We start from the raw sequence: 13,263 nt of genomic DNA on the forward strand, positions 1-13,263 counted from the left end.
CTCCTTTCAATCGTCCCATTTCTCGCCCTTGATGACGCGTACGAGCTGGCGGGAATGATATTCGGCGCTGCCGGTGTTGACGATGGTCGCGTCGGGCGCTGCCGAGGCGTCTTCCACCGTGCGGCGCAGACGGTTTTCGACCCTGCCGTCGCTGCTTCGTGCCCGCATCGCAATCCGTTCGGCCAGAACGTCTGGCGGCGCGGTGATCGAAATCACCACCACGTCGGCATAGGCGCGGCGCATCGCACCGATCACCGTGCGCGATACGTTGGCGACGATGGTGCGTCCGGCGCGGATTTCGTCATCGATCGCGCGCGACAGCGCGTAGCAATGACCGTGGGCTTCCCAATGCATGGCATATTCGCCACGCGTCAGCGCCTCCTGAAACGTTCCGGCACTGACCTCTTCGTTTTCCTCCGATGCCGAGGCTTCACGCGTAATCACGCGGCGCGGAAACACGATGTTGCCAGCATCGGCACAGGCTGCCCTGGCAAGGCCGAGTAGCGTATCCTTGCCCGCGCCGCTTGGGCCGACCACGAGCACCAAGCGGCCCGGCCCGATTGCAGCGGTCTTGTCTTCGGTTGTGGGTGTCAGCGTCTCCGTCATGCGACCCGCGTCCCTTCCCGCCAGACGCTGCGCACCACCGGAATGTCGCGGGCGACATGCACCCGGATCAGATCGGCGCGCTTGCCGGGTGCGATCTCGCCACGGTCCGCAAGGCCCACGGCTTCGGCCGGCGTTTTTGTCACCGTGCGAACGGCCGATGCCAGATCGATCGCGGGCACGTGTCGCGGCAGTTGCAGTGCAGCCATCAGCAGGCTCGAGGGGATGTAGTCGGACGACAGGATATCCAAAAACCCCTCGCGGGCGAGATCGACGGCGGCGATGTTGCCGGAATGCGAGCCGCCCCGGACCACGTTCGGCGCCCCCATCAGAATGCCGATGCCGGCCTGATGCAGCCCGCGCGCGGCTTCCATCGTGGTCGGGAATTCCGCCACCGCAACGCGATCCTGTATCGCGTCGGCGACATTTTCTTCGGTCGTATCATCGTGGCTGGCAAGCGGGATTTTATACTGATGCGCGAGGGCCACGATTTCGCGCATGTTGCTTGCGGCATAAGTCTTCTGATAGTGGAAGCGCTTCTCGAACAGCGCATCGAGTTCGGCGTCGGTTTTGCCGCCCCCCTTGCCGCGATAATAGTCGCGCAGCTTGACCTCATCGCGGAACTGGCGCTGCCCCGGCGTGTGATCCATCAGCGACATCAGCCGCACGTCCGGCCGATCGATCAGCTCCCTGGCTTCCTCAACCACGCTCGGCATCGGAATTTCGCAGCGCAGGTGCAGGAAGTGATCGGCACGGAGCAGGTTCGCATCGCGGGCGGATGTGATCGCCTCCGCCAGCACGCCCGCCCTGCCGTCAACCTCCTCGGCGCCATCCTCGCGCCAGACCCGCAGCGAATCCAGCACGGTGGTGATGCCCGAAGTGGCCAACTGTCCGTCATAGGATACCACCGCCGCGATCGGATCCCAGAATACCTTTGGGCGTGGCACATAGTGCATTTCCAGATGGTCGGTGTGCAGCTCGATCAGGCCAGGCATTATCAGGTCGCCACCGGCGTCTTCGCTACCTGCGGGCGCGCTTCCTTCCCCGAACTCGGCGATGCGGCCGTCGGCGAAGGCAACCCAGCCGCGCTCGATCACGCGATCGGCCAGCACGATGCGGGCGTTACCGAGGACTGTTTCGTGCCTTGTCATCTCGCATTCTTCCTTCAAGCGGCGGCGGCAAATGATGTCACGTCGACGATCCGGTCGGCGATCAGATGGCGTATTTCATCGTCATGGACGATCGCCACCATTGCAACCCCCTGACGCTTCTTCTCTCCAATCAACTCGACCACGACCGCGCGATTGGCCGCGTCGAGCGAGGCCGTGGGTTCATCCAGCAACAAAATCGGCAAGTCGGAGATGAAGCCATGCGCGATGTTGACCCGCTGCTGTTCGCCGCCGGAGAACGTCGACGGCGGCAACGCCCACAGCCGCTCGGGAATGTTGAGGCGGCGCAGCAGCGAGCCCGCCTTCTCGCGGGCTTCCGCGCGTGCGGATCCGTTCGCAATCAGAGGCTCCGCCACCACGTCGATGGTGGCGACCCGCGGCACCGCGCGCAGGAATTGGCTGACATAGCCGATGGTCGAACGACGCACGCTGAGCACCTGCCGCGGCTCGGCCGTGGCCAAATCGATCACCTTGCCTTGATGCCGGATGCCGATCCGGCCGCCATCGCAGCGGTAATTGCCAAAAATCATTTTCAGGATCGAGGATTTGCCGGCGCCTGAAGGACCCGACAGCACCACGCATTCCCCCGGCTCGACATGGAACGAGACGCCGCGCACCACGGGCAGCTCGACGCCGCTTTGCAGGTGCATCGTAAAGGTCTTTTCGGCGTTGGTGATGTCGATCATCGCTGTCATTGGCGCGCTCATGCCGGCAAAATCGAGGAAACGAGCAATTGGGTGTAGGGCTCGCGGGGGTCGTCGAGCACCTGGTCGGTCAGGCCGGTCTCGATGACGCGACCGCCCTTCATCACCATCACGCGATGCGACAGCAGCCGCGCCACGGCGAGGTCATGGGTGACGACGATGGCAGCAAGGCCGAGCTCACTGACGAGATTGCGCATCAGATCGAGCAGCCGCGCCTGCACCGATACGTCGAGCCCGCCGGTCGGCTCGTCCATGAACACCAGGCGCGGTTCTGTCACCAGATTGCGCGCGATCTGCAGCCGCTGCCGCATGCCGCCCGAATAGGTTCGCGGCGCGTCATCGATGCGCGCGGTATCGATCTCGACTCGCTCCAGCCAGGACGAGGCGGTATCGCGGATGCGGCCGTAGTGATTCCAGCCTACCGCCATCAGCCGCTCGCCGACATTGGCGCCGGCCGAAACCGCCATCCGCAGACCCAGCGCGGGGTCCTGATGCACATAGCCCCAGTCGGTACGGAACAGAAAACGGCGCTCTGCTTCACCTAACGCGGCCAGATCGCGCAACACGCCGTCGCGCATCCGATACGACACCCGCCCGGCGCTCGGCGCGAGTTGCGCCGATAACAGCTGCAACAGCGTCGACTTCCCCGACCCGGACTCGCCGACGATGGCCAGCACTTCACCGGGGTAGAGCGCAAAGGATACATCGCGGCAGGCAGTCAGCCGGCCGTAGTTCTTGCCGAGGTGTTCGGCGACCAACAGCGGCTCATCGTCCTGCACAACGTCTGGCAGCTCAGCCATGCGCCCTCTCCTTGTGCGGCGCGGCGTTCTCGCTGCCGCGATGACCGGCCAACTGGCGAGACTCGCAATAATCAGTGTCGGAACAGACGAACATTCGGCCGCCCTTGTCGTCAGTGACGATTTCATCGAGATAGGAATCGCCGGCGCCGCACAGCGCGCAGGGCGCGTCGAAGCGGTAGCGCGTGAACGGGTGATCCTCGAAATCGAGCGATACCACGTCGGTGTGCGGCGGGATCGCATAGATGCGCTTTTCGCGCCCTGCGCCGAACAGTTGCAGCGCCGGACAATTGTCCATCTTCGGATTATCGAATTTCGGCGTCGGCGACGGGTCCATCACATAGCGCGCATTCACTTTCACCGGATAGGCGTAGGAGGTCGCGATATGACCAAAGCGTGCAATGTCCTCGTACAGCTTGACGTGCATCAGGCCATACTCTCCGAGCGCATGCATGCGCCGCGTCTCGGTCTCGCGCGGCTCCAGGAACCGCAGCGGTTCGGGGATCGGCACCTGATAGACCAGCACCTGTCCCGCATGCAGCGGCGCTTCAGGAATCCGGTGCCGGGTTTGGATCACGGTGGCATCCGTCGTCGACGTGGTGGTCGCGACGCTGGCCGTCTTGCCGAAGAATTTCCGGATCGAAATCGCGTTGGTGGTGTCGTCCGAGCCCTGGTCGATCACCTTGAGCACGTCATCAGGCCCAAGGATTGCCGCCGTGACCTGCACGCCGCCGGTGCCCCAGCCATAGGGCATCGGCATCTCGCGGCTGGCGAACGGCACCTGATAGCCGGGAATCGCGATCGCTTTGAGGATCGCGCGGCGGATCATCCGCTTCGTCTGCTCATCGAGATAGGCGAAATTGTAAGCTGGCGCATTCATTCGGCGGCCTCCTGCATTTGCGGAGCCTCATTCGCCTCGGCAAATTCCTTGCGCAATTTGCGCAGCAAGCCGAGTTCGGACTGAAAGTCGACGTAGTGCGGCAATTTGAGATGCTCCACAAAACCGGTCGCCTGCACATTGTCCGAGTGCGACATCACGAATTCCTCGTCCTGGCCGGGCGCGATCACTTCCTCGCCGAGTTCGCGGGCGCGCAGGCTGCGATCGACCAGCGCCATCGACATGGTCTTGCGCTCGCTCTGCCCGAACGCCAGGCCATAGCCGCGTGTAAAACATGGCGCTTCGGTCGCCGATCCCTTGAACTGATTGACCATCTGGCATTCGGTCAGCGCGACCGAACCGAGCGGAACGGCAAAGCCGGCATCCTCGGCCATGAATTCAACCTCCACCTCGCCGAAACGAATCTCGCCGGCAAAGGGATGGTTGCGGCCATAGCCGCGCTGCGAGGAATATCCGAGCGCCAGCAGAAAGCCCTCGTCGGCACGCGCCAGGTTTTGCAGGCGCAGATCGCGATCCGCCGGGAAATTGAGCGGTTCGCGCGTGAGATCACCAACCGGTGCATCGGCATCTGCCGCCGGCGACGGCTCGATCAATCCATCGCGGCCGAGAATGTCGGTGACGCGCGGGGTCGCAGCAGTGGACGCCTCTCCGATCGCGGGCACCTCGGGTGAGAAGCCATCGGCGAGCTGGGGGTCGAGCAGGCGATGGGTGTAATCGAAGGTGGGACCAAGAATCTGTCCACCCGGAACATCCTTGAACGTCGACGAAATCCGTCGTCGCACCTGCATCGCGCCGGTGTCGACCGGCTCGGTCGCGCCAAAGCGAGGCAACGTGGCGCGGAACGCGCGCACCAGGAAAATTGCCTCGATCAGGTCCCCGCGCGCCTGCTTGATGGCGAGCGCCGCGAGTTCGCGGTCGTAGAGCGAGCCCTCCGTCATGACGCGGTCGACGCCAAGCGAAAGCTGCTCGGATATCTGAGCCAGCGACAGTTCGGGAACATCACGATCGCCGCGCCGCTCATGCGCCAGCAGGCGGTGGGCATTCTCGATGGCGCGTTCGCCTCCCTTGACGGCAACGTACATGGTCAGCCTCCCCTCACGAGCCGCGTCGTGCGCGGTATGGCGACGATGGAATCGTCATGAACCAGCACGACATCGATGCCGCGCGGAAACAGTGCGGCGTTTATGGCCAACCGCTCGAACAGATCACGCGGCTGGATTGAAGCGCGAAGCGCTGCCGAGCCGTCGATGCCGGGGCCCTGCAGCTCGACCACGGGGCCATCCGTCAGGCTCTCGACCTGCAGGATCAGCGTCGTCGAACGGTCCGGATATTCATTGCTGCCGAACGCGAAGCGATCGAGCGCCGGCAGGCTCTGCGGATCGCCTATCAATGCAAAACTGGCAATCGACGAATCCACAACGACCGGCGCGCTGGTGTGGAACTTGAGCCACTTGGCGACATCAGCTGCGGCCGACATCCGGCCGTCGAGCCAGACCGGCGTATCGTGGTCGAACAAGGTCAGCGCGATGGCGGCGGCGCCACGCATCATCGTATCAGGCCCGCCCGCTGCAGGCTGGACGCGCTGGACGCTGCCGGGACGCGCCATCGCATCCATCACGGAACGGAAGACCGATTGCGCCGACAACACCTTGTCGGCAAATCCTGCGGGCAGTTCGGCAACGCTCGTCATGTCAGCCCTCACCCCGCACCAGTGTGTAGAAATCGACCCGTGTTGCCGCGGCCTCTGCGACCTTGCGGTTTCGTTTTTCGATCATCGCCGCACGCAGCGGTGCAACGACCTGGGTTTCGATCGCGCCAGCAAGCTCAGCTGACTGCACCATGGCGTCGCAAAGCGCGATCAGCCGGGCCTTCTCCCGATCGCGGCCGAGCGCGTAGCCAAAACCGACCTCGCCGGTCGACAGCCGCACCGCGGCACGCGATACCGTCGCCTCGCCGAGATTGAACGGCGCGCCGTCGCCGCCGACGCGGCCGCGCACCATGACGAGCCCATTCTCGGGCGCGCGCAGGTCTTCGTGCGCGGGCAACGCGACCATTCCGAGACGCCCTTCTATGTCGGCCGTTGCAGAATGAGCCAGCACCGCCATCATGGCCCTGCGCCGCGCCTGCCCGCCACCCTTGTTTTCCATACTTTCGTCGCTCACCATCATATCGGCCTTGCCGGAATCAAGTTGTCTATGATACTAGACAACTTGATAGCGAAGCGCCATGACGATTTCGTGACAATGAGGTGATTTTTCCAGATGGCCCGCTTTACGCCATGAGCATCCAGGATACGCCCTCCGGCGTCGCGCTGTGGCGGCAGGTCGCCGACGGCATCGAACGCGGCATCGCCGACGGCCGCTTTGTTGCCGGCGAAAAGCTGCCGGGCGAGATGGAGATCGCCGAAACCTATCGGGTCAACCGCCACACCGTTCGCCGAGCGCTCGCCACGCTCGCCGAACGCGGCCTGGTGCGCGCCGAGCGCGGCAGCGGCACCTATGTCGAGACCCGGCGCCTCGCCTACCCGCTGCACTCGCGAACGCGGTTTTCCGAAATCGTCGGCGCCGGCGGCCGCGAGCCGCGCGGCCAATTCATCGACGCGACCGAGGAAGCCGCTACGCGCGAGCTGGCGCGGGAACTCGGACTGAAGACCGGGGCACCCTTGATCCGGATCGAATCGGTGCGGCTGGCCGACCGCGCACCGATCTGCGTCAGCACCACCTGGCTTTCGGCCGAACGCTTTCCCAACGCCGGGAAGGTGTTTGCCGATGTGCGTTCGATGACCAAGCTAGTGGCGCATTACGGTATCCGGGATTTTCGCCGTGCGTCGACCCGGATCACCGCCGGTATCGTCGACGCGACCGACGCCGCGCGGCTGGACCTGGCGCTCGGACGTCCCGTGCTCGTGGTCGACAGCACCGACGTCGATACCGGCGGCGAGCCGCTGACGACCAAGCGTTCGCGCTTTGCTGCGGAACGCGTCGAGTTTTTGGTGGAGAATAGTTGACAGCTCGTAGGGTGGGCAAAGCGAAGCGTGCCCACCCTTTATGCCAAAGATTCGGAAAGATGGTGGGCACGCTTCGCTTTGCCCACCCCACTGAGTTACGGATTCATCACGCGATTGCCCGCTGTCCGATGATGGCAAAGCGCAATTTGCCCGAGATCCAGTCGATCGCGGCGACCGCGACCAAAATCATCAGGATCAGGAACGAGACCTTCTGCCACTCCAGCACCCGGATCTGCTCGGCCAGCTGCAAGCCGATGCCACCCGCGCCGACGATACCGATGATGGTGGCCGAGCGGGTATTCGATTCAATGAAATAGAGCACCTGCCCCGCTATAACAGGCAGCACCTGCGGCATCAGGCCGAAGCGTATTTCATGCAGCGCGTTGCCGCCGGAAGCCCTGATGCCCTCGACCTGCTTCCTGTCGGCGGCCTCGATGGCTTCGGAAAACAATTTGCCGAACGCGCCGAAGTCGGACAGCGCGATCGCCAGCACACCGGCAAACGGGCCGAGGCCAACGACGTTGATCCACACCAGCGCCCAGATCAGCGTATCGACACCGCGGACGGAATCGAGGAACCGGCGCACCGGGAAGCGAAGCAGGTTCGACGGAATGATGTTCCGCGCCGCCAGCAGGCTGACCGGCAGCGCCGCAACGGCGGCCAAGGTCGTGCCGAGCAGCGCGATCGACAGCGTCTCACCGAGGGCTGCGAGATAGGCGGGCAGCGAGGAGCCGGGATCGGGTGGAATCATCATCACCGTGATCCAGCCGAGCTGGCTCAGGCCCGACACCAATTTGGCCGGCGAGAAGCCGAGATCGACCAACCCGAATACGAAGATCGCGAACACAGCCAAAATCATCGCCGGCATGGCGAGGCGCGCGGATGCGGGCCGGTCGAAGACGTCAGGATATTTGGTCCGGAGCGCATCTGTATCCGGTTTCGGCAACTGGCTCATGCACGCGCCTCCTTGCCGAACAGTTTTCCGCGCAGCCAGCCGGTCGTGATATCGATGACGAAGACGGTGACGATGATGGTGACGAGGATCGCGCTCACGTCGGAGTAATAGAACTTGCGGATCGCGACGACGAGCTCCTGCCCGATGCCGCCGGCGCCAACAAAACCCATCACCGAGGCCTCGCGGACATTGATCTCAAAGCGCAACAGCGCGTAGCTGGCATAGCCGGCCGTGACCTGCGGCAACACCGCAAAGCGCATGCAGGAGAGCCAGCTTGCGCCTGTCGAACGCACACCCTCGACCGGTTTCATGTCGGCGTTCTCGACGATCTCGGAGAACAACTTTCCGAGCGCACCGGCGGAATGCACGGCGATTGCAAGTACGCCCGCCATCGGCCCGAGGCCGAAGGCGATGACGAAAATGAGCGCGAATACGATGCCGGGGACGGTGCGCGCGAATTCGAGGAGACGTCGGACGACGAACCGCAGCCATGGCGCAGGCGACGTGTTTTGCGCGGCGAAGAAATTCAGCACAAAGGCAATGACCGCGCCGGTCAGGGTGCCGACATAGCTGATGAGAATGGTCTCGCCGAGCATCTTGAGCCACTTCTGCCAGCCCCAGAACCATTCACCGAAATTGGTCCATACCCGCGTGCCGTCTTCCAGGGTAAGAATGCGGTCGAAATAGCTGATGAAGTTGCCGAAATAGCTGAAGAGCGTGCGCAGATTCACTTCCGCGCCGATCGCTGCGATAATCAACGCGGCGAAGAATGCCACCGCCGCCAAAGTCACCTTCAAACGCTTGCGCGCGACCGCCTTGCGATAGGTATCGTTGAGCACCGCAAGTTGCTGGTCTGGAAGGATGGATATGGCATTCGCCATCGGGATCACTGTGCCCAGGAGTTAAGTAGAACGAGCGTTAAGTAGAACGAGTGTTAAACAGAACGAGTGTTAAACAGAACGAGTGTTAAACAGAACGGGTGTCAGACAGAAAAAGGCCGGGTCGCTTGGACCCGGCCAGGCTCGTCTAGGTCTATTGATTAGGACGCCTTCTTTTTACGCAACGCATCGACGAACTTGATCAATTCGATAGTGCCATCCCAATCCTTCGTGGTGGCCGGATTGAAACCTTTCTTCTGGCCGTCGGACAGGCGGTCGAACGCCGCCTTGTCCTTGGTCGGCGCTTCGGTGAACGCCTTGGCAATCGCGGCCTTCAGATCGGCGGGTAAATCCGAATTATAGGCATAGGGTCCGTTGATGATCGGAGCCGATTTGTGGATGATCCGGAAATCGTCCTTCTTCATCGGCGAGCCGTCGGCATTCTTCAGCATGCCCTTGTGCAGCATCTGGGAGAGCGTCGAATCCTCGTCGTTGGTCCACTGGTTGGCGGCGACCTCGACGGTGCCCTGCGACAGCGCCAGCATGGCGTTCTCGTGGCTGCCGGTGAACACGACCTTGCCGAAATAGCCATCGGCGTCGGAAATGCCGAGCTTGTCGAGCTCGAAGCGCGGCACGTTGTTGCCCGACGTCGAATTCGGATCGACCAGGCCGAGGTTCTTGCCCTTCAACTGATCGATATTCTTGTAAGAGCTCGACGCCTTGACGAAGAACACGGAATAATAGCCGGTCGAACCGTCGGCATTGATGTCGTTGGCGAAGGCATCGGTCTTGACGCCGGTCAGCCGGGCGCGGGCGAACGACGCCGAGCCGTAGCTTGCGATATGGATGTTGCCGGCGCGCTGGCCTTCGATCACGGCGGCGTAGTCATTGGCGATGCGCAGTGTGACCTTGATGCCGAGCTCCTTCGACAAATAGGCCACGAAAGGCGTCCAACGCTCGGTCACGCCCGAAGCGTTTTCGGCCGGCACCACCGCAAAAGTCAGTTCCGGATATTTGCTCTTCCAGTCCTGCGCCGAGGCGGAAGCGGTAAACGCCAGCGCGACCGCGCCTGCAAGAACGATACGACGAGTGATCATGGTGAGCCCTCTTGTTGTGGTTACGCCTCTTCGCCGGTTGCAGGTTTGCAACCGGCTACCCTGTACCGAAGTGAAACTCAGGCTGCGGCGGCCGTGCCCAGTTCAGGCATCGCCGCACCGTCGGGTGCCTGCGCGGGTGCGGCACCCATGACGTCATCGGCTTCGAGATCGTAGAGTTCACGCGCGATACGATCGGTCAGCGTCTCAGGCGCGCCGTCGAACACCACGCGCCCGGCCGACATGCCGATCAGGCGGTCGCAATAGCTTCGCGCCAGGTCGAGTGAATGCAGGTTGCAGATCACGGTGATGCCGAAATGCTTGTTGATGCGCAGCAGTGCGTCCATCACGATCCGCGTGTTGCGCGGGTCGAGCGAAGCAATCGGCTCGTCGGCAAGGATAATGTCGGGCTCCTGCACCAGCGCGCGTGCGATCGCGACGCGTTGCTGCTGGCCGCCGGAAAGCTGGTCGGCGCGCTGGGCGGCGATACCAGCCATATCGAACTGCTCCAGCGCCGACATCGCCAGCGCCCTGTCCTCTTGGGGCCAAAGCTGCGTCAGCGAGCGCCAGGACGGAATTTCGGCCAGCCTTCCCATCAACACGTTGGTCAGGACGTCGAGCCGACCGACCAGATTGAACTGTTGAAAGATCATCGCCGAGCGCGCACGCCACTGCCGCAGATCCTTGCCGCGTAGCGCGGTCACGTCGACACCTTCGAAGAGGATGCGCCCTTCGGAAGGTTCAGCGAGGCGGTTGATCATCCGGAGCAGCGTCGACTTGCCGGCGCCGGAGCGGCCGATCACACCGACGAAGCTGCCGGGCTGAATCGAAAATGACGCGTTGTCCACCGCGGCTTTGGTGCCGAACCGACACGTCAAACCTTCCACCACCAGCATGCACTGCTCCAGAGTTCCAGTCGTAGAGCATCGCTAACGACTCGATCTTACAGTTGTGTGACACGAGTGCTGCGGTGCGGCGCTCGTCCACAGTCCCGGCCAGCGTCACGTATCCGTCATGATCCCGTCATCAAGCGCATCGAAGACGGGCGGCGCCAATGATCCTTTCCTCGATTGCTGATGGACCCACACCGATGGCCGGCGCCCTGCCCGATTTCCGCGAGCTCGATGTCGAGGCCTTTCTCGACAAGTACGAATCGGCCGAAGCATCCGTCCGTCAGCAATTCAACCAGAGTGCCGCATCGTGACCGAACTGTTCATTGAAGGTGGCCGGGCGCTGCTCGGCCATGAGATATCAGAAACCACGTTGCGGATTGCCGGCCGCGAGATCGTCGCCGTGGGCACGGACAACAGCCACAGCTCGCCCGGCATCGATGCCGGCGGCTTGCTGGTGCTGCCGGGCATCGTCGATCTGCATGGCGATGCCTTCGAGCGGCAGATGATGCCGCGGCCAGGCGTCGATTTTCCGATCGACGTCGCACTGATCGACAGCGACCGGCAGGCGGTCGGCAACGGCATCACGACCGTCTATCACGCCACGACCTGGTCGTGGGAGCCTGGCCTGCGCAGCGCGGACAATGCCAGGTGCTTGCTGGAGGCGATCGAGCAGATGCGGCCGCAGCTCGCCGCCGACACCCGCTTCCATTTGCGTCACGAGACCTACAATATCGACGCCGAAAGCGAAATCATCGACTGGCTGTCGGAAGGCCGCGTCGACCTGTTCGCATTCAACGACCACATGGACTCGACCGTCGCGAGCCTCGCCAAGCCGCTGAAGCGCAGCCGGATGGTTGAGCGCACGGGGCTCACCAATGAGGCGTTCGACCGCCTGGTGCAAAGCGTGGTCACCCGCGGCCACGACGTGCCGGCTTCGATCGCCCGGCTGGCGCAGGCCGCCCGCGCGGCTGATGTCCGGATGCTCTCGCATGACGATGAAAGCCCGGCGATGCGGCAAGCCTATCGTGCGCAGGGCGTTGCCATCGCCGAATTTCCGGTCAACGAGGAAACCGCCCGCGACGCTGCCGCAGCCTCTGACTTCATCGTGTTCGGCGCGCCCAATGTCGTGCGCGGCGGCAGCCACACCGGCTGGACCAAGGCCTCCGACATGGTCGCCAAGGGTCTGTGTTCGGTGCTGGCGTCGGATTATTACTACCCGGCGCCGCTGCTGGCGGCATTCCGGCTTGCGGCCGACGGTGTGCTGCCGCTGGCCGCGGCATGGCAACTGATCTCGTCAGCACCGGCGCGCGCCGCCGGCCTCGCCGATCGCGGCATGCTCGCCGCGGGACTGCGCGCCGACATCGTTCTGGTCGACGACACGGCGCCGCGGCGGCCACGAATCGTCGCGGTCGTTGCCGCGGGGCGCCTGGTGCATCTGACGGAGGCAAACCGTCTCGTCCGCTCGTCCGTCGCTTCCCGCAAGGCAGTTGCAGCCGCGTAAGACGGCCTTATTCTGGCGCGATGGCAAATTATCCCCGTTACGCGATCTATTACACCTCAGCGCAAGGCAGCGTGCTCGACCGGTTCGGTGCCTCGCTGCTCGGTTACGACGCCCATGGCGGCGACGAACTGCCCTTTCCGGATGGGCTCCCATTGGACTGGCGAGACCTGACGCAGGATCCCCGCAAATACGGCTTTCACGCCACGCTGAAGGCGCCGATGGCGCTGGCCGACGGCAAGGCCGAGGCACGGCTTGCCGCGGCATGCGAATTATTCGCCGATCTGGCCCGGCCCGTACCGGTGATCCAACCGGTGGTCGATTCGATCAGCGGTTTCATCGCGGTGATTCCGGCCGAACCGTCGGCAGAGCTCGAACTGCTCGCCGCCGAAGCGACGAAGGCATTCGATCCGTTCCGGGCTCCCCTCAGCCCGGAAGACCGTGCGCGGCGAAAGCCCGACAAGCTGACGGCGCGACAGCGCGACTATCTCGACCGCTGGGGCTACCCTTACGTCTTCGAGGAATTTCGATTCCATATGACGCTGACGGGACGGCTTCCCGCAGAACGGCGCGAGCATGTTGTGGCAATGCTGCGCGAGAGGTTTGCGGCAACGGGCATCGGGCCGCTCGCGATCGACGCGATTGCCCTATGCCGTCAGGAAACTCCGAACTCGCGGTTTCGGGTCATTGGCCGCTGGCCATTGCAGGAATGACGGGCCAGCGTACCAGAATCAAAATATCGAAAACAACCCCATGCAGTCGCCCGT

The 13,263-nt window shown here is 63.4% G+C and carries 15 protein-coding genes; 3 read left to right on the forward strand and 12 right to left on the reverse strand.

The genetic code is table 11. The features are described from left to right. Positions 1-6: 6 nt before the first annotated feature. From phnN to phnG, 8 genes are read right to left on the reverse strand one after another with little or no spacing between them, the layout of a single operon-like run. Positions 7-606, reverse strand: a complete 600-nt coding sequence (gene phnN, locus V1286_RS19935) for a phosphonate metabolism protein/1,5-bisphosphokinase (PRPP-forming) PhnN (RefSeq protein WP_334481924.1) — start codon at positions 604-606, stop codon at positions 7-9. Beyond that, a complete protein-coding gene (locus tag V1286_RS19940) occupies positions 603-1,754 on the reverse strand; it encodes an alpha-D-ribose 1-methylphosphonate 5-triphosphate diphosphatase (RefSeq protein WP_334481925.1) in 1,152 nt (383 codons plus the stop codon). Before V1286_RS19940 ends, phnN begins: the two co-directional genes overlap by 4 nt. Positions 1,755-1,768: 14 nt before the next feature. After that, positions 1,769-2,467, reverse strand: coding sequence for a phosphonate C-P lyase system protein PhnL (phnL, locus tag V1286_RS19945; protein ID WP_334481926.1), 699 nt, complete (start codon positions 2,465-2,467; stop codon positions 1,769-1,771). An 8-nt stretch (positions 2,468-2,475) separates the two neighbouring features. Beyond that, positions 2,476-3,276 carry a phosphonate C-P lyase system protein PhnK gene (gene phnK / locus V1286_RS19950; protein WP_334481928.1) on the reverse strand — a complete coding sequence of 267 codons (801 nt, stop codon included), beginning with the start codon at positions 3,274-3,276 and terminating at the stop codon, positions 2,476-2,478. Beyond that, positions 3,269-4,153: an alpha-D-ribose 1-methylphosphonate 5-phosphate C-P-lyase PhnJ gene (locus V1286_RS19955; protein WP_334481930.1), complete on the reverse strand. Its 885-nt coding sequence runs from the start codon at positions 4,151-4,153 to the stop codon at positions 3,269-3,271. Before V1286_RS19955 ends, phnK begins: the two co-directional genes overlap by 8 nt. Then, on the reverse strand, positions 4,150-5,253 hold the full coding sequence (locus tag V1286_RS19960) for a carbon-phosphorus lyase complex subunit (RefSeq protein ID WP_334481932.1): 1,104 nt from the start codon (positions 5,251-5,253) through the stop codon (positions 4,150-4,152). Before V1286_RS19960 ends, V1286_RS19955 begins: the two co-directional genes overlap by 4 nt. Positions 5,254-5,255: 2 nt before the next feature. Beyond that, positions 5,256-5,861 (reverse strand): phosphonate C-P lyase system protein PhnH, encoded by a 606-nt coding sequence (gene phnH / locus V1286_RS19965; RefSeq protein ID WP_334481933.1) that lies wholly within the window; start codon positions 5,859-5,861, stop codon positions 5,256-5,258. Between the two features lies 1 nt (position 5,862). Then, complete coding sequence (phnG, locus tag V1286_RS19970; protein WP_334489787.1) at positions 5,863-6,276, reverse strand: phosphonate C-P lyase system protein PhnG; 414 nt, start codon at positions 6,274-6,276, stop codon at positions 5,863-5,865. Positions 6,277-6,449: 173 nt separating this feature from the next. On the opposite strand from phnG, the gene phnF reads away from it, so the two are divergent. Next, a complete protein-coding gene (phnF, locus tag V1286_RS19975) occupies positions 6,450-7,178 on the forward strand; it encodes a phosphonate metabolism transcriptional regulator PhnF (RefSeq protein WP_334489790.1) in 729 nt (242 codons plus the stop codon). Positions 7,179-7,284: 106 nt separating this feature from the next. Here the strand turns inward: phnF and phnE (V1286_RS19980) are convergent, their stop codons facing one another. From phnE (V1286_RS19980) to phnC, 4 genes are all read right to left on the reverse strand, one after another. Beyond that, positions 7,285-8,133, reverse strand: a complete 849-nt coding sequence (gene phnE, locus V1286_RS19980; RefSeq protein WP_334481934.1) for a phosphonate ABC transporter, permease protein PhnE — start codon at positions 8,131-8,133, stop codon at positions 7,285-7,287. Then, positions 8,130-9,014 carry a phosphonate ABC transporter, permease protein PhnE gene (phnE, locus tag V1286_RS19985; RefSeq protein ID WP_334481936.1) on the reverse strand — a complete coding sequence of 295 codons (885 nt, stop codon included), beginning with the start codon at positions 9,012-9,014 and terminating at the stop codon, positions 8,130-8,132. Before phnE (V1286_RS19985) ends, phnE (V1286_RS19980) begins: the two co-directional genes overlap by 4 nt. A gap of 158 nt (positions 9,015-9,172) precedes the next feature. After that, complete coding sequence (phnD, locus tag V1286_RS19990) at positions 9,173-10,108, reverse strand: phosphonate ABC transporter substrate-binding protein (RefSeq protein WP_334481937.1); 936 nt, start codon at positions 10,106-10,108, stop codon at positions 9,173-9,175. A 77-nt stretch (positions 10,109-10,185) separates the two neighbouring features. Then, positions 10,186-11,001, reverse strand: coding sequence for a phosphonate ABC transporter ATP-binding protein (phnC, locus tag V1286_RS19995; protein ID WP_334481938.1), 816 nt, complete (start codon positions 10,999-11,001; stop codon positions 10,186-10,188). Positions 11,002-11,305: 304 nt separating this feature from the next. Between phnC and V1286_RS20000 the strand changes: the two genes are divergently transcribed. Together V1286_RS20000 and V1286_RS20005 are read left to right on the forward strand one after the other, a co-directional pair. After that, positions 11,306-12,499 carry an alpha-D-ribose 1-methylphosphonate 5-triphosphate diphosphatase gene (locus V1286_RS20000; RefSeq protein ID WP_334481940.1) on the forward strand — a complete coding sequence of 398 codons (1,194 nt, stop codon included), beginning with the start codon at positions 11,306-11,308 and terminating at the stop codon, positions 12,497-12,499. Between the two features lie 20 nt (positions 12,500-12,519). Next, complete coding sequence (locus tag V1286_RS20005) at positions 12,520-13,209, forward strand: DUF1045 domain-containing protein (RefSeq protein WP_334481942.1); 690 nt, start codon at positions 12,520-12,522, stop codon at positions 13,207-13,209. The last annotated feature ends 54 nt before the right edge of the window (positions 13,210-13,263 follow it).

This window comes from Bradyrhizobium algeriense (assembly GCF_036924595.1).
GTDB classification, from domain to species: domain Bacteria; phylum Pseudomonadota; class Alphaproteobacteria; order Rhizobiales; family Xanthobacteraceae; genus Bradyrhizobium; species Bradyrhizobium algeriense.

What these genes read in the sequence shown, in the direction of transcription:
- V1286_RS20005 (WP_334481942.1), top strand. Translation starts at nt 12,520, where the DNA reads ATGGCAAATTATCCCCGTTACGCGATCTATTACACCTCAGCGCAAGGC.
- phnK (WP_334481928.1), bottom strand. Translation starts at nt 3,276, where the DNA reads ATGGCTGAGCTGCCAGACGTTGTGCAGGACGATGAGCCGCTGTTGGTC.
- phnN (WP_334481924.1), bottom strand. Translation starts at nt 606, where the DNA reads ATGACGGAGACGCTGACACCCACAACCGAAGACAAGACCGCTGCAATC.
- phnG (WP_334489787.1), bottom strand. Translation starts at nt 6,276, where the DNA reads ATGGCGGTGCTGGCTCATTCTGCAACGGCCGACATAGAAGGGCGTCTC.
- phnD (WP_334481937.1), bottom strand. Translation starts at nt 10,108, where the DNA reads ATGATCACTCGTCGTATCGTTCTTGCAGGCGCGGTCGCGCTGGCGTTT.
- phnL (WP_334481926.1), bottom strand. Translation starts at nt 2,467, where the DNA reads ATGACAGCGATGATCGACATCACCAACGCCGAAAAGACCTTTACGATG.
- phnE (WP_334481934.1), bottom strand. Translation starts at nt 8,133, where the DNA reads ATGAGCCAGTTGCCGAAACCGGATACAGATGCGCTCCGGACCAAATAT.
- phnE (WP_334481936.1), bottom strand. Translation starts at nt 9,014, where the DNA reads ATGGCGAATGCCATATCCATCCTTCCAGACCAGCAACTTGCGGTGCTC.
- V1286_RS19955 (WP_334481930.1), bottom strand. Translation starts at nt 4,153, where the DNA reads ATGAATGCGCCAGCTTACAATTTCGCCTATCTCGATGAGCAGACGAAG.
- phnH (WP_334481933.1), bottom strand. Translation starts at nt 5,861, where the DNA reads ATGACGAGCGTTGCCGAACTGCCCGCAGGATTTGCCGACAAGGTGTTG.
- V1286_RS19940 (WP_334481925.1), bottom strand. Translation starts at nt 1,754, where the DNA reads ATGACAAGGCACGAAACAGTCCTCGGTAACGCCCGCATCGTGCTGGCC.
- V1286_RS19960 (WP_334481932.1), bottom strand. Translation starts at nt 5,253, where the DNA reads ATGTACGTTGCCGTCAAGGGAGGCGAACGCGCCATCGAGAATGCCCAC.
- phnF (WP_334489790.1), top strand. Translation starts at nt 6,450, where the DNA reads ATGAGCATCCAGGATACGCCCTCCGGCGTCGCGCTGTGGCGGCAGGTC.
- phnC (WP_334481938.1), bottom strand. Translation starts at nt 11,001, where the DNA reads ATGCTGGTGGTGGAAGGTTTGACGTGTCGGTTCGGCACCAAAGCCGCG.